The 22,568-nt window shown below is 63.0% G+C and carries 24 protein-coding genes; 2 read left to right on the forward strand and 22 right to left on the reverse strand.

What is annotated here, in order from left to right; translation table 11 throughout:
* Positions 1-106 precede the first annotated feature (106 nt).
* Entirely contained in the window at positions 107-1,174 is a 1,068-nt protein-coding gene (hemE, locus tag ACQKP4_RS12030) for a uroporphyrinogen decarboxylase (protein WP_427633344.1), read from the forward strand.
* A gap of 172 nt (positions 1,175-1,346) precedes the next feature.
* On the opposite strand, the gene ACQKP4_RS12035 is transcribed toward hemE, so the two are convergent.
* Complete coding sequence (locus ACQKP4_RS12035) at positions 1,347-2,573, reverse strand: MFS transporter (RefSeq protein WP_427633407.1); 1,227 nt, start codon at positions 2,571-2,573, stop codon at positions 1,347-1,349.
* 166 nt (positions 2,574-2,739) lie between these two features.
* Here ACQKP4_RS12035 and ACQKP4_RS12040 point away from each other — a divergent pair, with 166 nt between their 5' ends.
* Positions 2,740-3,642, forward strand: a complete 903-nt coding sequence (locus ACQKP4_RS12040) for a LysR substrate-binding domain-containing protein (RefSeq protein WP_427633346.1) — start codon at positions 2,740-2,742, stop codon at positions 3,640-3,642.
* Positions 3,643-3,814: 172 nt separating this feature from the next.
* Here the strand turns inward: ACQKP4_RS12040 and ACQKP4_RS12045 are convergent, their stop codons facing one another.
* From ACQKP4_RS12045 to ACQKP4_RS12145, 21 genes are all read right to left on the reverse strand, one after another.
* Positions 3,815-4,261, reverse strand: coding sequence for an excinuclease (locus ACQKP4_RS12045; protein ID WP_427633348.1), 447 nt, complete (start codon positions 4,259-4,261; stop codon positions 3,815-3,817).
* A gap of 29 nt (positions 4,262-4,290) precedes the next feature.
* Positions 4,291-5,517 (reverse strand): beta-ketoacyl-ACP synthase, encoded by a 1,227-nt coding sequence (locus ACQKP4_RS12050; protein ID WP_427633350.1) that lies wholly within the window; start codon positions 5,515-5,517, stop codon positions 4,291-4,293.
* Entirely contained in the window at positions 5,517-6,245 is a 729-nt protein-coding gene (gene fabG, locus ACQKP4_RS12055; protein WP_427633352.1) for a 3-oxoacyl-ACP reductase FabG, read from the reverse strand. Before fabG ends, ACQKP4_RS12050 begins: the two co-directional genes overlap by 1 nt.
* The gene (locus tag ACQKP4_RS12060; protein ID WP_427633354.1) at positions 6,242-6,703 is read right to left on the reverse strand and encodes a hotdog family protein; all 462 of its coding nucleotides are present in this window, start codon (positions 6,701-6,703) and stop codon (positions 6,242-6,244) included. Before ACQKP4_RS12060 ends, fabG begins: the two co-directional genes overlap by 4 nt.
* Positions 6,700-7,896 carry a beta-ketoacyl-[acyl-carrier-protein] synthase family protein gene (locus ACQKP4_RS12065; RefSeq protein ID WP_427633355.1) on the reverse strand — a complete coding sequence of 399 codons (1,197 nt, stop codon included), beginning with the start codon at positions 7,894-7,896 and terminating at the stop codon, positions 6,700-6,702. The genes ACQKP4_RS12060 and ACQKP4_RS12065 overlap by 4 nt, the downstream gene beginning before the upstream one ends.
* A complete protein-coding gene (locus ACQKP4_RS12070; RefSeq protein ID WP_427633357.1) occupies positions 7,893-8,522 on the reverse strand; it encodes a hypothetical protein in 630 nt (209 codons plus the stop codon). Before ACQKP4_RS12070 ends, ACQKP4_RS12065 begins: the two co-directional genes overlap by 4 nt.
* Positions 8,522-9,247, reverse strand: a complete 726-nt coding sequence (locus ACQKP4_RS12075; protein ID WP_427633359.1) for a class I SAM-dependent methyltransferase — start codon at positions 9,245-9,247, stop codon at positions 8,522-8,524. Before ACQKP4_RS12075 ends, ACQKP4_RS12070 begins: the two co-directional genes overlap by 1 nt.
* Positions 9,244-10,491 (reverse strand): NAD(P)/FAD-dependent oxidoreductase, encoded by a 1,248-nt coding sequence (locus ACQKP4_RS12080; protein ID WP_427633361.1) that lies wholly within the window; start codon positions 10,489-10,491, stop codon positions 9,244-9,246. The genes ACQKP4_RS12075 and ACQKP4_RS12080 overlap by 4 nt, the downstream gene beginning before the upstream one ends.
* Positions 10,478-11,638 carry a sodium:proton antiporter gene (locus ACQKP4_RS12085; RefSeq protein ID WP_427633363.1) on the reverse strand — a complete coding sequence of 387 codons (1,161 nt, stop codon included), beginning with the start codon at positions 11,636-11,638 and terminating at the stop codon, positions 10,478-10,480. The genes ACQKP4_RS12080 and ACQKP4_RS12085 overlap by 14 nt, the downstream gene beginning before the upstream one ends.
* Positions 11,635-13,977, reverse strand: coding sequence for an MMPL family transporter (locus ACQKP4_RS12090; protein WP_427633365.1), 2,343 nt, complete (start codon positions 13,975-13,977; stop codon positions 11,635-11,637). Before ACQKP4_RS12090 ends, ACQKP4_RS12085 begins: the two co-directional genes overlap by 4 nt.
* A complete protein-coding gene (locus ACQKP4_RS12095) occupies positions 13,961-14,563 on the reverse strand; it encodes an outer membrane lipoprotein carrier protein LolA (RefSeq protein ID WP_427633367.1) in 603 nt (200 codons plus the stop codon). The genes ACQKP4_RS12090 and ACQKP4_RS12095 overlap by 17 nt, the downstream gene beginning before the upstream one ends.
* Positions 14,560-14,985, reverse strand: a complete 426-nt coding sequence (locus ACQKP4_RS12100) for an acyl-CoA thioesterase (RefSeq protein WP_427633369.1) — start codon at positions 14,983-14,985, stop codon at positions 14,560-14,562. Before ACQKP4_RS12100 ends, ACQKP4_RS12095 begins: the two co-directional genes overlap by 4 nt.
* Complete coding sequence (locus ACQKP4_RS12105) at positions 14,978-16,522, reverse strand: HAL/PAL/TAL family ammonia-lyase (protein WP_427633371.1); 1,545 nt, start codon at positions 16,520-16,522, stop codon at positions 14,978-14,980. Before ACQKP4_RS12105 ends, ACQKP4_RS12100 begins: the two co-directional genes overlap by 8 nt.
* Positions 16,503-17,450, reverse strand: coding sequence for a glycosyl transferase (locus tag ACQKP4_RS12110; RefSeq protein ID WP_427633373.1), 948 nt, complete (start codon positions 17,448-17,450; stop codon positions 16,503-16,505). Before ACQKP4_RS12110 ends, ACQKP4_RS12105 begins: the two co-directional genes overlap by 20 nt.
* Entirely contained in the window at positions 17,447-18,181 is a 735-nt protein-coding gene (locus ACQKP4_RS12115; protein ID WP_427633375.1) for a glycosyltransferase family 2 protein, read from the reverse strand. The genes ACQKP4_RS12110 and ACQKP4_RS12115 overlap by 4 nt, the downstream gene beginning before the upstream one ends.
* A gap of 131 nt (positions 18,182-18,312) precedes the next feature.
* On the reverse strand, positions 18,313-19,992 hold the full coding sequence (locus tag ACQKP4_RS12120) for an AMP-binding protein (protein WP_427633377.1): 1,680 nt from the start codon (positions 19,990-19,992) through the stop codon (positions 18,313-18,315).
* Positions 19,989-20,534 (reverse strand): hypothetical protein, encoded by a 546-nt coding sequence (locus tag ACQKP4_RS12125; protein ID WP_427633379.1) that lies wholly within the window; start codon positions 20,532-20,534, stop codon positions 19,989-19,991. The genes ACQKP4_RS12120 and ACQKP4_RS12125 overlap by 4 nt, the downstream gene beginning before the upstream one ends.
* The gene (locus ACQKP4_RS12130; RefSeq protein WP_008025124.1) at positions 20,531-20,785 is read right to left on the reverse strand and encodes an acyl carrier protein; all 255 of its coding nucleotides are present in this window, start codon (positions 20,783-20,785) and stop codon (positions 20,531-20,533) included. The genes ACQKP4_RS12125 and ACQKP4_RS12130 overlap by 4 nt, the downstream gene beginning before the upstream one ends.
* A 9-nt stretch (positions 20,786-20,794) precedes the next feature.
* Complete coding sequence (locus ACQKP4_RS12135; RefSeq protein WP_427633381.1) at positions 20,795-21,055, reverse strand: phosphopantetheine-binding protein; 261 nt, start codon at positions 21,053-21,055, stop codon at positions 20,795-20,797.
* Entirely contained in the window at positions 21,036-21,845 is an 810-nt protein-coding gene (locus ACQKP4_RS12140; protein ID WP_427633383.1) for a lysophospholipid acyltransferase family protein, read from the reverse strand. Before ACQKP4_RS12140 ends, ACQKP4_RS12135 begins: the two co-directional genes overlap by 20 nt.
* Positions 21,821-22,546 (reverse strand): beta-ketoacyl synthase chain length factor, encoded by a 726-nt coding sequence (locus ACQKP4_RS12145; RefSeq protein WP_427633408.1) that lies wholly within the window; start codon positions 22,544-22,546, stop codon positions 21,821-21,823. Before ACQKP4_RS12145 ends, ACQKP4_RS12140 begins: the two co-directional genes overlap by 25 nt.
* Positions 22,547-22,568 lie beyond the last annotated feature (22 nt).

A 22,568-nucleotide genomic window follows, 5' to 3' on the forward strand; every position in this document is an offset into this window, starting at 1 on the left:
GTTTTCCCCGCGACAAATTGACCCGATAGACAAAAGGTGCGGCGCTTGCCGTGCCTTTTGCGTCGCGCTCTGAGAAAATGCCCGCACTTTTTTTCCGGATGCCGACATGACTGCCCTGAAGAACGACCGTTTCCTTCGCGCCCTGCTCAAGCAACCCGTAGACGTCACGCCGGTATGGATGATGCGTCAGGCCGGTCGCTACCTGCCTGAATACCGCGCCAGCCGTGCCCACGCCGGTGACTTCATGAGCCTGTGCATGAACCCGGAGTTCGCTTGCGAAGTCACGATGCAACCGCTCGACCGCTACCCGCAACTGGACGCGGCGATTCTCTTCTCCGACATCCTCACCATTCCGGACGCCATGGGCCAGGGCCTGTACTTCGAAACCGGTGAAGGCCCGCGCTTCAAGAAAGTCGTCAGCACCCTGGCCGACATCGAAGCCCTGCCGATTCCTGATCCGCACAAAGACCTCGGCTACGTCATGGACGCGGTCAGCACCATCCGCCGCGAACTGAACGGCCGCGTGCCGCTGATCGGCTTCTCGGGCAGCCCGTGGACACTGGCGACCTACATGGTCGAAGGCGGCTCGTCGAAAGACTTCCGCAAGACCAAGGCCATGCTCTACGACAACCCGCAAGCCATGCACCTGTTGCTGGATAAACTCGCGCAGTCGGTCACCAGCTACCTCAACGGGCAGATCATGGCCGGTGCGCAAGCGGTGCAGATCTTCGACACCTGGGGCGGCAATCTCTCGGCGGCGGCGTACCAGGAATTCTCCCTGGCCTACATGCGCAAAATCGTCGGCGGGCTGATCCGCGAACACGAGGGCCGCAAAGTGCCGGTCATCCTGTTCACCAAAAACGGCGGCCTGTGGCTGGAAAGCATCGCCGACGCCGGGGCTGACGCATTAGGCCTGGACTGGACCTGCGACATCGGCAACGCCCGTGACCGCGTCGGCAACAAAGTCGCGCTGCAAGGCAACATGGACCCGACGGTGCTGTACGCCAAGCCCGAAGCCATCCGCACCGAAGTCGGGCGCATCCTCGCCAGCTACGGCAAGGGCAGCGGCCACGTGTTCAACCTCGGCCATGGCATCACCCCGGAAGTCGATCCGGAACATGCGGGTGCGTTCCTGCGCGCGGTGCATGAGTTGTCGGCGCAGTATCACGAGTGATCGTCGCGCAATAAAAAACGCCCGGCTTATGCCGGGCGTTTTTTTGTGGGTCAGGGAGCCGTACACGGTCAATGTGGGAGCGGGCTTGCTCGCGAAAGCGGTGTGTCGGTCGACATCAACATTGACTGTTACACCGCTTTCGCGAGCAAGCCCGCTCCCACAGGTTTTTTTGTCAGGCCTTCACATTGCCTAATGGCGGCAACTTCGCCAGTTTCAACGCCACCAACAGCGCAATCACCAACAATCCGCCAATGAACAACCCGATCCCGTTCCACCCGCCCATGTGCCAGAACACCCCTCCCGCCGTCCCGGCAATGCTCGATCCGGCGTAATAGCTGAACAGATAAAGCGACGACGCCTGTCCCTTGGCCTTGAGTGCGCGACGGCCGATCCAGCTGCTGGCCACCGAATGCGCGCCGAAGAAGCCGAAGGTGAAGATCAGCATGCCGACAATCACCACCGGCAGCGGCGTGAACATCGTCAACGCCAGGCCTGCAAGCATCAGCACGATGGTCGCCCAAAGCACTTTGCGCCGTCCCAGTTTGTCCGCCAGCGAGCCGATTTTCGCCGAGCTGTAGATGCCCGACAGGTACACCACCGACAGCAACCCGACAAACACCTGATCCAGGTGATACGGCTCGGCCAGCAGGCGATAGCCGATGTAGTTGAACAGCGTGACAAACGCGCCCATCAACACGAACGCTTCGAGAAACAGCAGCGGCAGGCCGGCGTCGCGAAAGTGCATGGTGAAGCCATCAATCAGGCTGCGCGGGTGCAGCGAGCGGGAGCGGAAGTTGCGCGATTCCGGGAGGATTTTCCAGAACACCGTCGCCGCCATCAGCGCCAGGCCACCGATCACCAGCATCGCCGTGTGCCAACTGACGAAGTCGATCAACACCCCGGTGATCAAACGCCCGCTCATGCCACCAATCGCGTTGCCGCCGATGTACAAACCCATCGCCAGGCCGATGTGCTGCGGATGAATCTCTTCGCTCAGGTACGTCATGGCGACCGCCGCCAAACCGCTCAGCGATAACCCGATCAACGCGCGCATGATCAATACGCCTTCCCAGCTCGGCATCATCGCGCTGGCCATGGTGCACAGCGCGGCGGCGAACAGGGCTGCAACCATCACCGGTTTGCGCCCGACGCGGTCGGAAATCGGCCCCGTGATCAGCAGACCGATTGCGAGCATGCCGGTGGCGACCGAGAGGATCAGGCTGCTCTGCGCGGCGTTGATCGAGTACTCGTGCGACAGCAGCGGCATCATCGGCTGCACGCAGTAGAGCAAAGCGAAGGTCGCGAAACCGCCAGAGAACAGCGCCAATACCGTGCGCATAAACATCGGTGTGCCTTTCTCGATGTAGATCTCTTTCAGCTCCGCGACGACATCGTCCACCGCAGCGGGTGGAACTTCATGGGCAAGTGGGGCGACAGCAGTTTTCACTTCGGACCTCGGAGGGCGCAGCCGGTCAGGCAATGAAAAAAGCATATAGCTGGCTAACGATTCAATCCAATATATTGTTCGACCTGTTTAAGACGTTTTACGACCTAATGGAGTTTTCATGGAATTGCGTCACCTGCGCTACTTCATCGCCGTTGCCGAGGAACTGCACTTCGGCCGCGCCGCTCAGGTGCTGGGCATCTCGCAGCCGCCGTTGAGCCAGCAGATTCAGGCGCTGGAACAGGAAGTCGGTGCCCGATTGTTCGAGCGAACCAATCGTCGGGTCGAATTGAGCGAAGCGGGTCGCTTGTTTCTGCAAGAGGTGCGATTGGTGCTGGCGCAGGTCGACAAGGCTGCCGATGTGGCCCGGCGCGCGCAGCTTGGTGAGTTGGGTGAGCTGAAAATCGGCTTCACGTCCTCGGCACCGTTCAACTCGACCATTCCCCAGGCGATTTTCTCTTTTCGCCAGCGCTTCCCGGCGGTGCATTTGAACCTGCGGGAGATGAGCAGCACCCAAGTGGCCGATGCGCTGGTGGATGAGTCGATTGAAGTCGGCATCATGCGGCCGCTGGGTCTGCCGGATTCGTTGAGCGTGGTGGAATTGATGCGCGAACCGCTGGTGGCGGTGCTCAGTTCCAAGCATCCACTGGTCAATGCCAGCGAAAACGGCCTGTTCCTGTCGGCATTGGCCCCCGAGCCGTTCGTGTTTTTCCCACGCAGTTACGGCAGCGGCCTGTACGCGCAACTGCTCAGCCTGGCGCGAGACGCCGGCTTCAGCCCGCACTTCGCGCAAGAGGCGGGGGAGGCGATGACGATCATTGGCCTGGTGGCGGCGGGATTAGGGGTGTCGGTGCTGCCCGCGTCGTACCAGCGGATGCGCATTGATGGCGTGGTGTATCGGCCATTGCTCGATTCGGCGGCCGTGTCGGCGGTGTGGCTGGTGCAGCGCAAGGATCAGAAGTCGCCGATGGCCAAGGCGTTTGTCGAGTTGTTGACGCGTAAGGTTGAACCGTCAAAAGCGTGATGGCTTCGCCGCATTCGCGAGCAAGCCCGTTCTGTTGCATTGCATGGAAAGTGGTCACCACGCAGATCCACTGTGGGAGCGAGCTTGCTCGCGAAAGCGGCGTGTCAGTCGACATCAATGTTGAATGAATGACCGCTTTCGCGAGCAAGCCCGCTCCCACAGCTGTCGGGTGTTACTGAACCTTCGCCAAATCCCCCTTCAACGCAACCCCGGCCATGATCGCGCCCGCGTGGCATTCATAAGTCTTGGGGTCCTTGCGCTCGATGCTCTTGTAGAAACTGACGATGTTGGTCACCGCATTCGCGCCGGCGCTTTTCGCTGCCTGGTGCAGGCTGATGATTGCCGATTGCGCGACCCATTCGCAGGCCACTTCATCGGACTTGTTGAAGGCGTTGGTTTTCTTGTTGGTCACGGCGCCGGCGCTGAGGACGGTAACCTTGCCGGCAGGGGCATTGCCCGCCAGGTAGAACTTCACGCTGCCGTCGATTTTGCCGCTGCGGGTGGCTTCGGCGACGGCTTGGTCGAATGGCAGGTACACGGCGGTGTCACGGGCCTGGCTGACGGCCGGCAAAGCGCAGATCAGTAGTGTGGCGGTAGCGGCGAGTTTCTTGAAGTGCATGGAGGTCTCCTTGACCCTGAGTAATTCGATTAAGACCAGCGGCGGAAAATCAGCGAAGTATTAACCCCGCCAAACGCAAAGTTGTTGTTCATCACGTACTCGTTGCTCATCTGCCGGAATTCGCCGCGCAGGTAGTCGAGCTTGCCGCAGTGCGGGTCGACCTCATCGAGGTTGAACGTGTGGGCGTACAAGTTGCGGTTCATCATCTCGATGCTGAACCACGATTCCAGCGCACCGCAGGCGCCCAAGGTGTGGCCGAGGAAGCTTTTCTGCGAACTGATCGGCATGTGTTCGCCAAACAACGCGCTGGTGGCCAGTGTTTCGGCAATGTCGCCCTGTTCTGTAGCGGTGCCGTGACCGTTGACGTAACCGATGTCCGACGGCTGCAGCCCGGCGTCTTCCAGTGCGAGCTCCATGGCCCGGCGCATGGTGAGCTGCTCCGGACGGGTGGTGTGCTGGCCGTCGGCGTTGCTGCCGAAGCCGACGAGTTCGGCATGGATGCGCGCGCCGCGGGCCAAGGCGTGTTCGAGTTCTTCGAGCACCAGCATGCCGCCGCCTTCACCGATCACCAGGCCATCGCGTCCGGTGTCATATGGGCGCGGGCTGGTTTGCGGGGCATCGTTTTTCAGGCTGGTGGCGTAGAGCGCGTCGAAGACCATGGCTTCGGTCGGGCACAGTTCTTCGGCGCCACCGGCCAGCATCAGCGGTAAACGGCCGAACTTGATCGATTCGTACGCATAGCCGATGCCCTGGCTGCCGCTGGTGCAGGCGCTGGAAGTCGGGATCAGCCGCCCGGTGAGGCCGAAAAAGATGCTGATATTCGCGGCGGTGGTGTGCGGCATCATCCGCACGTAGGAGTTGGCGTTCAGGCCTTCGGCGACCGAATTGAGCAGCATGTTGCCGAATGCCTTGATCTCGTCGGTGCTGCCCGTCGATGAGCCGCAGGCAACGCCCATGCGCCCGTCCTTGATCGACTCGTCGCCGAGCAAACCGGCGTCAGCCAATGCTTGTTCGGCGGCACCGACCGCCAGCCGCGACACCCGGCCCATGCTGCGCAGTTGCTTGCGGGTCCAGTGGCTCGGCACTTTGAAGTCATCGATGGGCCCGGCCAGGCGCGTGTTGAGTTCAGTGAAACGGTCCCACTCGTCCATCCGGCGGATGCCGCTGCGGTTGGCGGCGAAGTGGCCGGCGATGGTTTCCCAATCGCTGCCCAGTGAAGTGATGCCGGCCATGCCGGTGACGACGACGCGCTTCATCAGCACAGGCCTCCGTTGACGGCCAGAACCTGCCGGGTGATGTACGAGGCTTCCGCCGACATCAGGAAATTCACCGCACCGGCCACCTCTTCGGGGGTGCCCATGCGTTGTGCGGGGATCATTTTCATCAGTTCTTCCACGGGCACGTTTTCGTCGAGCATGGCGGTGTCGATCAGGCCGGGGGCGACGCAGTTGACGGTAATCTTGCGCTTGCCCAGTTCGATCGCCAATGCTTTCGCCGCGCCGATCAACCCGGCCTTGGAGGCGCTGTAATTGACCTGGCCACGGTTGCCGATCAAACCGGAAACGGACGTGATGCAGACAATTCGCCCGGCGGCGCGCCGACGAATCATCGGCATCATCACCGGGTGCAGCACGTTGTAAAAGCCGTCGAGATTGGTCCGCATCACCACGTCCCAGTCGTCCTCGCTGAGCGCCGGAAAAGCACCGTCGCGGGTCAGGCCGGCGTTGAGCACCACGCCGTAGTAGGCGCCGTGAGCTTCGACATCGGCGTCGAGAATGGCTTTGCAACTGGCGCGGTCGGACACGTCGAATTGCAGCACGCGCGCATGGCGGCCCAACGCCTCTACTTCGGCCTTCACGGCGACAGCTTCGGCCAGGCCGCTGCGGCAATGCAGCACGATGTCGTGCCCGGCCTGGGCCAGGCGCAAGGCGATGGCGCGACCGATGCCACGGCTGGAACCGGTGACCAGTACGGATTCAGTCATGACTGGACTCCTTTGGATTCATCAAGATATTGCGCGGCCTGAGGCGGGCGGAATACGTTCAGGCGGGCGCTGGCGTGGATGCCGGGGGCGTTGATGTGGCACTCGAACACGCCCATGCCGTTGTCGTCTTCCAGCGAGCGCAGCCCGTGGACGGTCAGCTCGGTGCCGACGGGAAAGTGTTCGACGTTGCATTCGAATTTGCGGGTGCCGAGCAGAAACCCCAGTTCCACCGCATCGCCGCGCTGGCGCGCATGGCAACCGGCGTAAGCGGCGACGCTCTGGGCCATCAGTTCGATGCCGACCCAGGCCGGCAGGCTGCCGTCGGGGCGATTGAACAGGCCACCGGGCTTGACGGTGAGGCGGGTGTGAATCTGCTCGTCATCGAACGACAGGATCTGCTCGATGAGGATCATGTCGCCAGCGTGGGGCAGCAGGTCGGCGAGCGGCCAGTCAATCATGGTGCGTCTCCGATAATCAGGCTGACGTTGTTGCCACCGAAAGCGAAGGAATTGCTCATCAGGTAGCGAGGTGCAATGGACGTCAGGCGCTCGGCCGCGGTCACCCACTGCAAGGCTGGCAGAGCGGGATCCGGCTGGCCGTCCCAGACGTGAGGCGCCAGGGCGTGCTCGCGATTATCGGCGCTCAGGCTCAACCAGCAGAACGCCGCTTCCAGGGCTCCGGCGGCGCCGAGGGTATGGCCGGTCATCGGTTTGGTCGACGAGCAGGGTACACCGTTGGGGAACAGTGCCGACACGGCGCTGCTTTCCATCGCATCGTTGTGTTGGGTCGCGGTGCCGTGCAGGTTCAGGTAGCCGATCTGCTCCGGTTGCAAATTCGCCCGGCTCAAGGCTTTGCGCATGGCTTGCAGGGCGCCCCGGCCGCTCGGTTCCGGCGCGGAAATATGGTGCGCATCGGAACTGGCGCCGCTGCCCAGCAGGGCAATCGCCGGGCCGTCGCCGGCGCTTCTGGTCATCAGAAACAGCACCGCCGCTTCGCCGATGTTGATGCCGTTGCGGTTGGCGGAGAACGGGTTGCAGCGCTGTTCCGACACCGCTTCCAGCGCCGAAAAACCATTGAGCGTCAGCTTGCACAAACTGTCGACGCCGCCGCACAGCACTGCGTCGCACAAGCCCAGGTCGAGCAGGCGCTGGGCGCTCATCAGCGCCCGGGCGCTGGAGGTGCACGCCGTGGAAATCACATAGGCCGGGCCGCTCAGTTGCAGCCAGTCGGCGAGAAAGTTGGCCGGCGCGCCGAGTTCCTGTTGCTGATAGTCGTAGTCCGCCGGGAATTCGTGCTCGCGAATGTAATGGGCCAGGCCGCGACTGGCTTCGTCGATGCCGGACGTGCTGGTGCCCAGAATCACCCCGACGCGATCGCGGCCGAAGGTCTGGATGGCTTGATCGATGTCATCGCGGATTTGCAGTGCGGCTTCGAGCAGCAATTGGTTGTTACGGCTGCTTTGCGCTGCCAATTCAGAAGGGATCGGCGCCAGCTCACCCTGCACCGCCGCCACCGGCAACGAGCGGCCCGCGACCCAGCCAGCCTCGCTGCGCATGCCGGAGCAATCGCCGGCAAACAGCTTGCGGGCGACCTGGGCTTTGTCGCGGCCCAGGGCGCAAATCACCCCGAGTGCGTTCAAATAAGCCGTCATGGCGTCTCCCCACTGAGCGGCGTGACCAGATACCTGGGGCCTTTGGGCAGGTTCAGCTCAAACTGCAGCGGTTGCGAATAATGCACGTCCCAGCGAGCGGGCAGGGACCGTTGCGCGCCATGCTGCCAGGCGGCGGGATAGTCGGTCGGCAATTCGGCTTGCGGGGTCAGCGCGAACAGCAACGCGGCGAACAATTCCCGGGCTTCCGGGTTCGGCGGCAGCAGGCCGTCGGCCTGCCATTGGCCGTCGATCAGCTTCTGGCGTGCCTGCGGAATGCCGAGCAAATCCATCATCGACCAGCGAATGCCGGGGCCTTCACGGGCAATCACCAGCACCCAGTCCTGACGCTGGTCGGCGACCAGGCGCTGAATGTGCAATTGCTGCGGCAACGGCAGGTTCGAGGTGTGTTCGGGCAACGGCGCCTGGCTGGCGCAAGCGCTCAGCAACAAGGCACAGGCCGCGAACACAAAACGCTGCAGCAGCGAAATCCCCGTGGGAGCGGGCTTGCTCGCGAAAGCGCCACTCCATGCAAAACATTTGTCGACTGACACACCGCTATCGCGAGCAAGCTCGCTACCACAGGTTTGCCTGAAGGTTTGCCCACAGGTTTGAGTTGCAGTAGCCATCAAACAGCACCTTCAAGGGGTTTGCGCGCGACCACGTTGACCAGGGTTTCTTCCCGTTGTCCAAAGGGCTTTGGCTGGCGCAAACCCAAGCGTTCAAGCAGGCCGAAATCCTTGGCGCGACTCCACCACAAATACGGATACGACACGTTGTGCGCCGCGAATTCGAAACCTTGCTGGCGAATCATCTGCAGGTACCCGGCAGCGCTTTTCTGCACGTGCATCGGATGACGGAACAGCCAGCGAATCACCCACGTATCAATGTAGGCCTCGGTGGATTCGGCGAACAGCAGATAGCCGCCCGGTTTGAGCACGCGGTAGAACTCGGCCAGCGCCTGTTCCTGTTCCACCAGGTGATGGAAGGTCTGGTGACAGAACACCAGGTCGACGCTGGCGTCCGGCACCGCGAGGGTCGCGCAATCGCTGCCGATCAGGTCCACGTCCATGCCCTGGCGCACCGCTTCTTCGCCGCTGAGGGTCAGGCTGTGAGGATCGGCGTCCACGCCGATCAGCCGCGCGGGCGCAAACGCCTGGCGCAGGTACTGAAAAGACTTGCCCTGGCCACAGCCCGCGTCCAGCAGCACCGGGCCGCTCGGCGGCGGCTCACTGAACAGGCTGCGCAAATCATTGATCGCCACGCGCAGCACATGGTGCTGCCAGGTGTGACTGCGCAGGAACCAGAAACCGAACCGGGTTTCTTCAACGTAGCTTTCGCTGAAGAAACTCATGTGGCGTCCCTGGCGCAAATTTCGGAGAGCATGCGCAACCGGCGTTTCGGTTCGACCACAAACGGGTTGCGTTCGTCCCAGGCGTAACCGGCGAGGATCGAGCTGATCATGCGGCGGATGTCGGGCGAGCTGCCCGGATGGAAAATCACGTCCTGAAAGGTTCCGGCGTACCAGCCTTCGACGTAGCAGCGGAAGGTGTCGACGCCGCGCTTGAGCGGTTCGGCGAATTCGCGCTGCCAGTCGACCGCTTCACCCTGCAACTGGCGGTGCAGCACGGCGGCGGCCATGCTCGCCGAACGCATGGCGATGGTCACGCCGGAGGAGAACACCGGGTCGAGAAATTCCGCCGCGTTGCCGAGCAGCGCAAAGCCCGGGCCGTGCAGGGTTTTGACGTTGGCCGAGTAGCCGCCGATGGTGCGCGCCGGCGTGTCCCACACGGCATTTTTCAGCACGCTGGACAGGCTCGGGGTTTGCGCGATGAACCCTTGCAGGCAGGCGTCCATATCGTCCATGCGACCTTCAAAGTGTTCGGCGGCCGCGACCACCCCCACCGAGCAACGGCCGTTGCTGAACGGGATGGTCCAGAACCAGATGTCGCGGTGGATCGGATGGGTGGTGATGAGGATCTTTTCGCGTTCGAAAGTCGGGCTGTCGATGTGGTCTTCGACGTGGGTGAACACCGCTTGGCGCACCGGGAAATTCGACGGTGCTTCAAGGTCCAGCAAGCGCGGCAGCACGCGGCCATAGCCGCTGGCGTCGAGTACGAAACCGGCTTCGATGCGGTAGTGGCTGCCGTCTTCGCGCAACACCTCGAGCTGCGGTTTCGGCAGGCTGAAGTCGACACTGACGATGGCTTCGCCATAGCGCACTTCGACGCCTTGCAGCTCAGCCTGATCGGCCAGCAGCTTGTCGAAATCGGCGCGTTGTACCTGGAACGTGGTCGGCTTGCCGTGGCTGAACGTATCGCCGAAATCGAAGGCGCTGTACTGCTCGCCCCACATGAACGCGGCACCGTTTTTCACTTGGAAACCGGCGGCGTTTACCGCATCGAGCATGCCCGCTTCTTCGACGAAATCCAGGCAGTGCGACAACAGGCTTTCACCGATGGAGAACCGTGGAAAACGCTGACGCTCGATCATCAGCACGTCGTGACCGTTGCGCTTGAGCAACGCACCGGCGATGGCGCCCGAAGGCCCCGCGCCAATGATCACCACCTGGCGATGTTCCATTTCAACTGTTGGCACGGGGGCTCCTTGCCGGGACGGCGATGTTCAAAGGGGGGCGGTGCATGCCGGCGAGTGCCGGCAGCAGTGTGGCGATCAGGCCCATCACCATCAGCGCAAAGTACAGCGCCGGGCTGATGAGTTGTTGTTGCAGCAGCAGGTTGAGAAAGACGATCTCGCTCAAGCCACGAATATTCAGCAGCAGGCTTTCGCGCCAGCGGCTGGCACCTTCGAACGAGGCGCCGGCCCAGCCGAGGCCCAGCCAGTTACCGAGCAATTTGCTGACAATCGGCAACAGCAGCAGCGCCGCCAGTTGCACCCAGCCGAGGCTGGCCATGGCCGCGTGCACGTCGATTTGCACGATGCCGAACGTGAGGATCAGCGGAATGGCGATCCAGGTCTGCAAACGGTTCATCCAGATTGCCGGCAACGGCAGCACCAGCGGCACTTTCATTGCGGCCATGCACAGCAGATAGCCGATGCCGAAAATCAACGCGTTGAGCTTGAAATGTTCGGCGACCACCAGCAGCGCGAAGAAACAGCCGCTGTGCAGCAACGGCTGGCGCAACCCGATAACGCGCAACAGCAACGGCAGGCACGCGCCGGCCAAGGGCAGCAGCAGACTGCCGAGGTGCAAACTGCCTTGGGCGAAGCCGAACACAGTCCAGCACGTCAGGTCGATCAGGATCGCGGTTTGCACCAGTCGCCGGGTCGCGGTGGGCGGGTAGTTGATGTGACGCAGGTACAAATACAACACCGGGATCGCGGTGATGGCGAACACCAGTCCGACGGCCAGTGAGCTGATCCACGATTGCGCCGGCAACAGCCACACCGCCGTCGCCAGTCCGCAGGCGAACGGCAGGCAGAAACTCGGCAGGGCGATTTTCAGGCTTTGGCGGTCCAGTCGCAGGTCGATCACGTCGCTCAGAATGTGCCCGAGCAGCAGGGCAAAACTCAGGCTGTAGAGATTTTTCAGCCACACCGGCGAGATCAGCTCGGCGCCGCTGAGGTGCCAGCCCGGTTCAATCCAGAAATACATCAATAGCGGCAGGCCGAAGGACGCCAGCAGCAACTGGCTGACAATCGGGATCAGGCCGAAATGACGACCGATACGGGTCGCCACGGCGAACAGCACGAGGGCCATGGCCCAGAACACGGCGATCATCATACGGCCGGCTCCGCGACCGCAACGGTGTGCCCGTTTCGTCCCGCCCACGGCGCCAGCATGAAGCTGAACGCCAGGCCGAGGCTCACCGACAAACCGAAGTTGCTCACCGCCGGCGTGCTGGACACCGCGAGCAAACCGAACGACAGCCACGTGGTCAACGCCGCGAGCAGGGTGCCCAGCAGGCTCACCGCCGCGCCGCCGACCTGTTCGCGCATCAGGATCGCGTAATCGACGCTGATCGCCGTCACCAGCAGCAGGCCGAACAGGCTGAACAGCGTCAGCGGCTGACCGAGCCAGCCCAGACTGGCCAGGCTGCACAGCGCGGCCAGCAGCGGCAGGGCGACGATGCGCAACGCACCGCCCAAGCCGAAGGGCAGGATCAACACCAGCACAATCAGCACGCACGAGGCGAGCTTCAGTTCAGCGGCGCTGATCTGCGTCGCGGCGAACACGCTGTTCAGTTCGCCGAGGCGATCCACCAGGTCCACGCCCGGCAAGTCCAGCGCCTGAACCCGCAGCAGCGCCGGATTGTTCAGACCTTGCAGGCTGACCATCGCCGCCACGTCGCCCTCAGCGGTCGGCCCCAGCCACAGGGCGCGATAAGGTTCGGCCAGCGGCCCGGCCAGCGCCGCGTCGATGTCTTCGGTGGGCAATCCTTGCAGCTTGGTCAGCTCGGCTTGCAGCGCTTCGAGCGGCACGCCGACGTCCAGCAGCGGCTGCCAGAACTGCGGCAGTTTGCTCAACGCTTCACGCACCTGTTGCTGTTCGCTCGGCTGGCTGACCAGTTGATTCAGCGCCAGGTAACCTTGAAGTTTTTCCAGGTTGACCAACTGATCCAGTCGCTCGCTCAGCGCGGTCTGCCGCGCCAGCAGTTCCTGCTGATTGGCCCCGCGCACGAGGAAGAACTGGCTGGTCGGTTGATAACCGGTGATGCGCGCAATGGTCCGGGCTTCGTCGGTCAGTTGCTGCGGTGCGCCGATCCACTGGCGGATGTCGTTCTTGCTCTCCAGTTGCATCAGCCCGCCGACGCAGAAAGCGATCAGCAGGGCAAACAACACCGGCGTGCTCGCCCGTTTGAGCAGCGCTTCACGCAGGCTCAACAAACACTCACAGACCCGCAGCGGCCATTGCGCCGGTCGCAGGTCCGCGCCTTTGAGCAGCGCCGGCAGCAGGCACACGGCAGACAAATAGGCGCCGAGCAGGCCGGCGGCGGAGAACACGGCGATCTGGGTCAGTGCTGGAAATGGCGTCCAGGCCAGCGCGAGGTAGCCGATGCAACTGGTGATCAGGCTCAGCGTCAGGCCCGGCAGGGTGATGCGCAACGCCGGCCAACTGTGCCAGGGCCGCATGCTCCAGCTTTTCGACAGGTAATGCAGCGGGTAGTCGACCGCCACGCCGATCAGGCTGGAGCCGAGCACCAGCGTCATCACATGCATGTGGCCGAACAGCGCTACACAGGCCACCGCGCCGAACAGCATGCCCACCAGCACCGGAACGAACGCAAGCAGCACCCGCCAGCGGCGGAAGGCCAATAACAGCAACAGTAGAATGCCGAGCGTGGCGCCGCCGCCGACCCAGGTCATTTCCCGGGTGGCTTGTTGCTGACCGTTGGCGGCATACAGCAAACCGCTGGCGGCGAGCAGTTGCACGTCGGCCTGCGCCGCTTGTTCGCGGCTGTGTTTGAGCAAGTCGGCCACTTGCAGCGGCAGGCTCATGTCGAAGGCATTGCCGGTGGTTTTCGCTCGCAGCAACACCCAGCTCTTGCCGTCGGCATCGGCGATCAGCGCGCCGCTGCCGATGTCCAGTTGCACAGCGCCGTGTTGCGGCTGGCTGTTCTGGATGCGTCCGGTCAAACCTAGCCAGTCGTCCTGGCTGGGCACCAGGCTGAAGCCGGTGAACGGGTCGAACAGCCCTTGCACGCGTTGCTGGATAAACGCGTCGGGGTGCTCGATCAACTGCTGCCGATCGGCATCGGACAGCATGGCCAGACGGCCTTGCAACAACTGTGTGCGCAGCGCCGGCAGGTCGGCTTGCAGGGTCCACTGGACCTTTTCGAACAAACCGCTGGCCTGCCACTGTTCGCCCAGCTTCTGCGCCATGGCGACCGCCTGTTCGCGATCCTTGTGGCCGACCAGCACCAGCATTTCGCGGTTCAGCGGTTCCTGCATGCGTTGTTCGGCGCGCAGTTCCAGTGCGTCCGGCGCGGTGCCGGGCACCAGTTCCATGAGGTTGGCCGACAGCGGCGCGCCGTTGCGCCATTGCCAACCGGCGAGCGCGAGCACCGCCAGCAGCAGGATCAGAAACAGCCATGGAAGCCTGCGTTCACTCGGCAAAGTCATGTTGCTCCGCGTCGCTCAGTGGTTGGGCGCTGCTGCTGTCCTGCATGCGCAACAGGGTGCTGTCACCTTGGGTTTCCAGCAATTCGATGGTGCTGACCAATTCACCGCCGGTGATGTTGATCTGGTTGAACACTTGCTTGAGCAGCAGCGAACGCGGGGTCAGCGTCAGCTTCCAGCTCTGTGAATCGCCGGCAAGGCTCAGTTCGAAGTCGCGCTGCAAGCCGCTGCTGTCGCCTTGCAGCACCGCGAGGAACAAGCGGTTCTGCTCGGCCCCGGCACTTTTGCCCGGCAGCAGTTGCCAGCCATTGGCGTCACGCCGGGCAATGCCTTTGGCGTTGATGCGGTAATCCTGTTGCAGCGGCGTTTTCAGCAACCACAACAGGCCGTTGTTTTTAGCGAGGACGAAGGTGCCCTTGCTGATCAGGGGTTTCGGCAGGGCCCGCAGGTGTTTTTCCTGAACGAAGTTGCCGTGGATCACTTCGGGTCTGGCCAGTTGATCGCTGAGTTGTTGCAGATCAAACGCGTGTGCCATTGAGGACAACGCCAGCAGCGCCAACGCGCCCAGGCCTTTGAAGAGCGGGTTCATGCAAGCATCCTTTCGACTGCATCGGTGAAGACCTTCGGCGAGGCCAATTGCATCTCGCGGTTACTCATGTCGACCGCGACTTGTACCGAGCTGGCGCGGGTCAGGCGTTCGCCGGTTTGCAGGTCGCTGATCAGGTAGTTGATCTTCAAGCGGTGCTCCCACTCCACCAGATTTGCCCGCACGTTCAGCCGTTGCCCGAACACCGCGCCACGCACGTAGCGCAGTTGCAGGTCGATCACCGGCCAGGCGTAGCCGGACTCGACCATCGCGGTGTAGTTGTGGCCGATCTTGTCCAGCAAGGCACAGCGGGCGACTTCCAGGTATTTGACGTAATGGCCGTGCCACACGACATGCATGGTGTCGACGTCGAAGAACGGCACGAGGATTTCCGTATCGGTGTGAAGCACGCCCTTGCTACGCATGCAGCCTCCAGTGTTGCTCGGCGATCCGCTTCAGGCACAGGCGCAATTCACCTTCCAGCGCACGGTCTTCGATGACCGGCGCGAAGTCCTGGGCCAGTGCTTCGTGCATAGCGGCCAGGGCTGGCGGCAATGGGCGCGCGTCCTCGGCCTTGCTGCGCAGCCACACGCCCTGATTGGCGGCGAGCAGGGTCGCGGCGGCGACCTGTTCGGTCAGCTCCAGCACGCGAATCGCATCGCGGGCGGCGATGGTGCCCATGCTCACCTTGTCCTGGTTGTGGCACTCGGTGGAGCGCGAGAAAACGCTGGCCGGCATGGTGTTTTTCAGCGCTTCGGCGGTCCAGGCGCTGGTGCCGATCTGCACCGCCTTGAAGCCGTGGTTGAGCATCGCCCGATCCGCGCTGGCGCCGGACAGATTGCTCGGCAAACCATGGTTGTAGCGCTCGTCGACCAGCAGCGCGAGTTGGCGGTCGAGCAAGTCGGCGACGTTGGCCACGAGGTTTTTCAGGCTGTCCATGGCGAACGCGATGTGGCCGCCGTAGAAGTGCCCGCCGTGCAGCACGCGCTCGGCTTCGGCGTCGATGATCGGGTTGTCGTTGGCGCTGTTGAGTTCGATCTCGATGAACGAGCGCAGCCAGTTCAGGCTGTCGGCCAACACGCCGAGCACATGCGGTGCGCAGCGCAGGGAATAGCGATCTTGCAGGCGATGCAGCGGCGCGGTCGGTGCGTCGATCGCCAGGTCCTTGCGCAGCCACGCGGCCACTTGCATCTGCCCCGGATGCGGTTTGGCGGCGAACAGGCGCTCGTCGAAGTGCTCCGGATTGCCTTGCAGCGCCACCACGTTCAACGCGGTGATGCGCGTGGCCAGTTGCAGCAGGTAATCGGCGCGGGCGAACGCGAGGCAGGCGAGACCGGTCATCACGGCGGTGCCGTTCATCAGCGCCAGCGCTTCTTTAGGGCGCAGCACCAGCGGCTGCCAATCGAGTTCGCGGTGCACGTCGGCGGCTTGCCGGCGTTCGCCACGGAACATCACTTCGCGCTCGCCGGACAAGGTCGCGGCGACGTACGACAGCGGCGTCAGATCACCGCTGGCGCCGACCGAGCCTTCTTCCGGGATCAGCGGCAGGATGTCGTGTTCGAGGAACGCGTGCAGGCGCTCCAGCAGTTCGACGCGCACCCCGGACACGCCGTGGCACAGCGACTGCAAACGCGCCGCCAGCACCGCGCGAGTGGCTTGGGCATCGAGCAACTTGCCGAGGCCGCAGCCGTGGAACGTGTACAGGTGACGCGGCAGCGCCTCGACGTGATGCAGCGGCACCGCGACCACGCACGAGTCGCCGTAACCGGTGGTCACGCCGTAGATCACGCCTTCCTTGTCCAGCAGCGAGTCGAGGAATCGCGCGCCCTTGGCAATGCGCTCGCGGTAAGCCGGATCGCTCTGCAACCGGGTCGGCACCTGACGGTTGGCCAGGGCCAGCACGTCTTCGATGCGCAAAGGGAATTCGCCGAAGGTTACCGGCTCAAGCGTTGGCGTCGTCATCGGTTTTCCAGAAAGGGTAAAAGTTGAACCATTGTCGTGGCGCCTGGAGGCAATAGTGACCCAGGCGTTCGGCGTAGCGGGAGGTCCACTGATGAATGACCTGTTCGCGGTCGCTGCGCTTCCACACCACGGCCTCGGTAAACGGTTCGAGGGTTATCCGGTATTGGCCCGACGGCTTCTTCAGGCACAGCAGCAGATTGACCGGGCATTTCAGTAATCCGGCCAGCAGCCACGGCCCTTGCGGGAATGCCGCTTGATGCCCGAGAAAATCCACGGTCACCGTGCGGCCACCGTGCAGCGGCACGCGGTCGCCGGCAATCGCCAGCCACTCGCCGCGCTCCAGGCGCTCGCTCAGTTGCAGCATGATCACCGGGTCCAGTTCGCTGACCTGAATCAGCCGCAGATTGCTCGCCCCGGCTTCGCCCAGCAGACGGTTGAATTGTTCGGCGTGCTTGGTGTGTACCAGCACGTTCATCGTGACCTTTTCACCGAGTTCCGCCAGCGCGCGGCACACCTCGAGATTGCCCAGGTGCGCGCCCACCAACAGCTGCCCGCGCGTGCTGCGCAGTTGGTTGCGCAGCAGCGCCGGGTCGACGATTTCGATCTGATCGATGCGCAGTTTGCCGTTCCACACATCGAGCTTGTCGAGCATCGAATCGGCGAACGCCATGAACTGACCGAACACCTTCCAGTGCGTCGGGCGCAATTCGGCGCGGCCGCTCCAGTCCGCGAGGCGTTGCTGGTACTGCCAGGCGCTTTTGCGGGCGCTGCGGCCAAACAGGAAAAAGTACAGAACGATGCCGTACAACAGCGGGCTCAACAGCCGCCGGCCCAGCACTTTGGCGCACAGCGCCGTGAATTTCATCAGCCAGAAGCTGCCGCGCTCCTCGCGGTCGGCCCAATGCTTTTTGTCGGTTTCAGTGTTCATGCTCGCCACCGTCGCCAGAGAATCACCGGCGCCCGCAGCACCATGCCGAAGAACAGCCGGGTGTGCATGCTCGAAATCAGTACGTTGTCGTGGATCATCCGGAAATGCGAGACGCCATCCAGCGGGTAATGAACCTTGGTCGGCAGCCATTGCATCGGCTGATTGCGCCAGGCCAGGCGCACGAGGATGTCGGAGTCGAAGTCCATGCGTTTGCCGATCTTCGCCGAGTCGATCAGCGCCAGGGTCGGCGGTAATGGATAAACGCGAAAGCCGCACATGGAATCGCGAATCTGCAACGACAGGGTGTTGATCCAGACCATCACATGGGTCAGGTAGCGGGCGTACAACCGGCCTTTCGGCACGCTGGCGTCGTATTGCGGATAGCCGCAGATCACCGCGTGCGGATGAGCGCGTGACTGCTCGATGAAGATCGCGACGTCTTGCAGGTCGTGCTGGCCGTCGGCGTCCACCTGCAAGGCGTGGCTGAACCCCAGGCGCGACGCTTCGCGCAGGCCGGTCATGACGGCACCGCCCTTGCCCTGGTTGGCGGCGAGGCGGATCAGGTTGACCATCTCGCGCCGGGCCAGTTGGTCGAGCACCTTGGCGCAGGCCCGGTCGCTGGCATCGTCCACCAGAATGCACGGCAAACCACGGGCGATCAACGCGTCGACCACGGTGGTGATCGCGTTTTCGTGGTTGTAGACCGGGATGATTGCGCAGGGGTTATGCATGTTGGCGTACACCCGATAAACCGAGGTGACTGCATCGCGAGCAAGCCCGCTCCCACTTTGGATCTATGCACGACGCCATTCCCCTGTGGGAGCGGGCTTGCTCGCGAATGAGGGCGAAACACTCAGCAAAATCAGACATGCGCCGCCTCCAGCAAAATCCGCCCGCTGGAGCAGGTGGCGCTTTCATTGCGGTAGGCGAAATACAACTTGCTGCGCTCCGGATCGAAGCGCAGGTGCAGCTGGATTTCATCGCCGGGGCGCACCAGTTGCTGGAACTTCAACACTTCCATCCCGGCGAATTTCGCCGGCAGTGTCATCAATTGCTGGCCCAGGTGCAGCGCCCAATCCACCTGCACCACGCCCGGCAATACCGGGGTTTGCGGGAAATGGCCGCTGAAATACGCGAGGTCCGGTGGCACCGCCAGTAGCAGGCTTAATTCGCCATCGACTTCGGTCTGATTCAACACCTCGGGTGCCGTCGGGCGCGGCGCCAGCAACAAGGCTTCGACGTCCGCCTGAGGCAGTTTGCCTTGCGCGTTCAAGGGTAGTTGGCGCAGCAGGCGCCAGCGCCTGGGCAAGGCGAGCGCTTCGCAATGCTGGCTCAGGTGCTGACGCAATTCCTGCGTGAGGGTGCGTCTCCCCTGATTGCGCAACGCGTGCAGTCCCGAGGCACTGAGCACCAGCAGCGCACCCAGCGAGGCACGGTTTTCCTGCACCACGCCCAGCCGCGCTTCGGCGACCCAGTCGTGGGCTTGCAGCGCCTGTTCGAGCATTGGCAGCGAGATACGTTTTTCTTCCAGTTTGACGATGCGGTCGAGCCGCCCCAGCAATTCGAAACGGCCATCGGCGGCGATGCGTGCGGCGTCCGCCGTGTGTTCGATGTGGCCGACCGGCAAGTACGGCGAAGCGATCAACAGGGCGCCGTCGCTTTCTTGACTCAGCTCGACATCGGCAAAGGGTTGCCAGAGATCGTGCCCCTGACGCCAGGCGATGCCACCGGTTTCCGAGCTGCCGAAGATTTCCGTCGGCCATTGCTGCAAGCGCTGCCGCAAGCTCAGCGCGGCGTCGATTGGCAAGGCGCCGCCGGAGGAAAACACCCGACGCACCGCACTCAACGCCGGCCAGTCGAGGTTGTCGCCCATGCGCTTGAGCAGCGCCGGGCTGGCGACCCAGGCAAAGGACGCATGCTCGCGACTGGCGCGTTGCAAGTCTTCCGGAAAGGCCAGTTGCTTGCGCATGAACGGTCGCCCGGCGCACAGCGGCCACAGCACGCGAAACAGCAAGCCATAAATATGTTGCGTGGCGACGCTGCCGATGACGCAGGCATCGCCAAGGTCCGCGCCCCACAGCTGCTCCAGCGCCTGAACTTCGTTGGCCATCTGCCGCAGGGTTTTGTCGATGCGCTTGGGCTCGCCGCTGGAGCCCGACGTGCACAGGCTCAACTGACAGCGATCCAGATCCAGTGCTGCGGCGCTCAGCGGTGCCGGGCGGTAATCCGCGAGGTGCGCGTCGTCCGGCAGATCGGTCAGCCACAGATCGACTTCGCCGGACCAGCGTTGGCGCGTCTGCGGTTGCAGGTCGGCGGGCAACAGCACGCTGACACCGGCGCGCCAGGCCCCCAGCAGGGCAATCGCCAGGTCGGCGGCGTCTTCCAGGTGCACGGCAATGCGCTGCACAGCGTGGGCTTGCAGGCCGGCCGCGAAGCTCAGCGCCTGTTCGCACAGCTGCGCGTGATTCAACGCCGGCTCGGCCGTGACGGCTCGATCCGGGTGAGCCTTGAGCAACAGTTGCTCAAGTTTTATCCAATTCATGGGTGGCCTCGTACCCGTTGTCGTATGAGCCATTCAATGGCAAACAGCAGGCCCATCAATCCGTAGGAAATCAGGCCGGTGTACAACATCCACCAACTCAGCGGCGCCCACAGGGTCAGGGCGGCGGCGAGCACAGCGTTACAGAGGAAAAACACACACCAGACAATCGTCACCTGGCGCGTATAAACAATCGCCCTGGCAGGCAAGCGCGGCTCACGCAGCCGGGCCAGGCGCTCGATCATCGGCGGGCCGAATTTCAGGCTCAGGCCGAACAGCCCGAGCATGAACACGCTGATCAACACCGGGTACCAGCGCAGCAACAGCGGGCTGTCGAACAGCGCCAGCAACAGGCAGAAACCAATCGCGGTAATCGCCATCCACAGGCTGCCAGGCTTGCGCACACCAAGCAGCGCCCGCGCCAGCCACAGGCTGCCCAGCAGCAGACCGAACTGCCACGGCGCGAAATGTTCCATGCCGAAATACACCGCAAAGGGGTACAACAGGCCCGCGAGCAGCAAGCCAAGGCCGATCAGTCGGCTCATGCGGCCGGTTGAACCAGACGGTAGACCGCCTCGACCACGTCGCTGACCGTGCGCACCGATTTGAACTCTTCGGCGGCGATTTTTTTGCCGGTCTGACGCTTGATGTGATCGATCAGGTCGACGGCGTCGATGCTGTCGATTTCCAGGTCCTGATAAAGATTGGAATCGAGGCTCACGCGTTCAGGGTCCAGCTCGAAAAGTTCGACCAAGGCATCGCGCAGGGTGTTGAAAATGTCGTCACGAGTTTGCATGGTCCGGTCTCAAGCTGCCTGTTTTGCAGTGACGAACGCCGCAAGGCTCGCCACGTTGGTGAAGTGATTGCGGGTGTCTTTGGCGTCGGCGTCGATTTTGATGCCGTACTTTTTCTGGATCGCCAGGCCGAGTTCCAGGGCGTCTACCGAGTCCAGGCCCAGGCCTTCGCCGAACAGCGTCTGGTCGTCGCCGATGTCGTCGGCGCCAATGTCCTCAAGGCCCAGTGCGTCGATGATCAGCAGTTTGATGTCACGATTCAGATCGCTCATCTTCGGCGAGCTCCTTCATAAAGTAGTGGTGCAAATAGTCGTTGAGCTTGCGTGAAGCTTGAGGCGCAGGGCCCAGCGCGGCGAAGGCTTGTGGGTCTATATCGGCCCCGACGCGAAAACTGAAGTGCACGCGGCGTTTCGGGATCCGATACCAGGGCTCGGCCTTGGTCAGCGTGGCCGGGCTGACCTTGATAATCACCGGGGTGAGGATTTTCGCACCGCGCAGGGCGATTGCCGCGCCACCCCGATGAAAGGCTGGCGGTTCGCCTGGCTGGGTGCGAGTGCCCTCGGGAAAAATGATCAGGGTCTGGCCGCTTTTCAATGCGTCGGCCGCCGCGTCGAGCATGTCCATGCTGCCGTCGTTGCTGATGTATTCAGTGCGCCGCAGCGGGCCACGGGTGAAGGGGTTGTCCCACAGGCTTTGCTTGACCACGCAGTTGGCATGCGGCACCAGGCCGATCAGGAACACGACGTCGATCAGCGACGGATGATTGGCGATGATCATCTGCCCTGGACGCCCGAGTTTTTCCGCGCCCTGGATGTCGTAGGTGAGCACGCCGGTGCGAGCCATGAAGCGTACGAAAAACCAGAAACAACGACTGACGGTCTGGCGCGCCCGCAGCCGATGCTTCTGCGCATTGCCAGGCAGGCAGCTCAGCAGCGGGAAAACCATCAACCGCAGGCACAGCCCGCCCAACCCGAACAGGGCGAAGCTTGTGGCAGTCGCCAGCAGGCGCCAGTAGTAGGCGTCGCGGTGCTTGGCGGTTACGGGTTGCGTTGCCAGTTCCATACACGATTTTTCCAGGCATGTTGGCAGGTGGCCTGCGGGCCGAGCAGCGTACGCAAGAGATTCAGGGCATGGGGCCAGTGGGCTTTGGACAATTGTTGCGAAGTGCTGTTCAGCGACAGCTGCCAGTCGTTGCCGGGGGTCAGCAACAGCCCGACCGCGTACGGGAACGGTACGTCGTCGATCCAGGTCGAGTAGGCCTCGGGCGGTTGCTCCTCGGTGACGATCAGCAACACGGCCGGCGCACCTTCGGCCAGCAGCGCCGCTGCCTCTAGCATGCCGTGTTCAAGGCCGTCGCCAGCGGCGGCGAGGGCGGTCATTTCGCTGGTCTCGCCGCGCATGATCGACCACAGACCGATGATCGCGTTGTGGACCGACAAGCTGAATTGGGTCGGCGACAACGGTTGATCAGCGGCCAGATCGCTGAGGATTTCAAAGGTGCGCGGGGTTTCGCCGTGGCGAGAAATAAAGACCAACGGTAGGTCTTTGCGACCGTCGGCCAGTGGCCAGCCTACACTGAAGGCCATTCGCGCCAGACGACTGAGGCGTCGGCGCTGCATCGCCGGCAAAAAAGAGACGTCGGGGGCGGCATCGCTGCTCTGGAGAGCGACCGGTTGTCGGCTCCAGGCCTGCCAATCGTCCACGCTTTCGAGCCCTGGGGCCCATGCGCGCCATTGGGCGATGTTGAAATTGATCACTGGTATTCATCCCGCCCCTGCGGGCTTC

It is taken from the genome of Pseudomonas sp. NPDC086278, assembly GCF_050280905.1.
GTDB lineage: Bacteria > Pseudomonadota > Gammaproteobacteria > Pseudomonadales > Pseudomonadaceae > Aquipseudomonas.

Coding starts and splice junctions, on each gene's coding strand:
- hemE (WP_427633344.1), top strand. CDS start 107: ATGACTGCCCTGAAGAACGACCGTTTCCTTCGCGCCCTGCTCAAGCAA.
- ACQKP4_RS12040 (WP_427633346.1), top strand. CDS start 2,740: ATGGAATTGCGTCACCTGCGCTACTTCATCGCCGTTGCCGAGGAACTG.
- ACQKP4_RS12045 (WP_427633348.1), bottom strand. CDS start 4,261: ATGCACTTCAAGAAACTCGCCGCTACCGCCACACTACTGATCTGCGCT.
- ACQKP4_RS12050 (WP_427633350.1), bottom strand. CDS start 5,517: ATGAAGCGCGTCGTCGTCACCGGCATGGCCGGCATCACTTCACTGGGC.
- fabG (WP_427633352.1), bottom strand. CDS start 6,245: ATGACTGAATCCGTACTGGTCACCGGTTCCAGCCGTGGCATCGGTCGC.
- ACQKP4_RS12060 (WP_427633354.1), bottom strand. CDS start 6,703: ATGATTGACTGGCCGCTCGCCGACCTGCTGCCCCACGCTGGCGACATG.
- ACQKP4_RS12065 (WP_427633355.1), bottom strand. CDS start 7,896: ATGACGGCTTATTTGAACGCACTCGGGGTGATTTGCGCCCTGGGCCGC.
- ACQKP4_RS12070 (WP_427633357.1), bottom strand. CDS start 8,522: ATGGCTACTGCAACTCAAACCTGTGGGCAAACCTTCAGGCAAACCTGT.
- ACQKP4_RS12075 (WP_427633359.1), bottom strand. CDS start 9,247: ATGAGTTTCTTCAGCGAAAGCTACGTTGAAGAAACCCGGTTCGGTTTC.
- ACQKP4_RS12085 (WP_427633363.1), bottom strand. CDS start 11,638: ATGATGATCGCCGTGTTCTGGGCCATGGCCCTCGTGCTGTTCGCCGTG.
- ACQKP4_RS12090 (WP_427633365.1), bottom strand. CDS start 13,977: ATGACTTTGCCGAGTGAACGCAGGCTTCCATGGCTGTTTCTGATCCTG.
- ACQKP4_RS12095 (WP_427633367.1), bottom strand. CDS start 14,563: ATGAACCCGCTCTTCAAAGGCCTGGGCGCGTTGGCGCTGCTGGCGTTG.
- ACQKP4_RS12100 (WP_427633369.1), bottom strand. CDS start 14,985: ATGCGTAGCAAGGGCGTGCTTCACACCGATACGGAAATCCTCGTGCCG.
- ACQKP4_RS12105 (WP_427633371.1), bottom strand. CDS start 16,522: ATGACGACGCCAACGCTTGAGCCGGTAACCTTCGGCGAATTCCCTTTG.
- ACQKP4_RS12110 (WP_427633373.1), bottom strand. CDS start 17,450: ATGAACACTGAAACCGACAAAAAGCATTGGGCCGACCGCGAGGAGCGC.
- ACQKP4_RS12115 (WP_427633375.1), bottom strand. CDS start 18,181: ATGCATAACCCCTGCGCAATCATCCCGGTCTACAACCACGAAAACGCG.
- ACQKP4_RS12120 (WP_427633377.1), bottom strand. CDS start 19,992: ATGAATTGGATAAAACTTGAGCAACTGTTGCTCAAGGCTCACCCGGAT.
- ACQKP4_RS12125 (WP_427633379.1), bottom strand. CDS start 20,534: ATGAGCCGACTGATCGGCCTTGGCTTGCTGCTCGCGGGCCTGTTGTAC.
- ACQKP4_RS12130 (WP_008025124.1), bottom strand. CDS start 20,785: ATGCAAACTCGTGACGACATTTTCAACACCCTGCGCGATGCCTTGGTC.
- ACQKP4_RS12135 (WP_427633381.1), bottom strand. CDS start 21,055: ATGAGCGATCTGAATCGTGACATCAAACTGCTGATCATCGACGCACTG.
- ACQKP4_RS12140 (WP_427633383.1), bottom strand. CDS start 21,845: ATGGAACTGGCAACGCAACCCGTAACCGCCAAGCACCGCGACGCCTAC.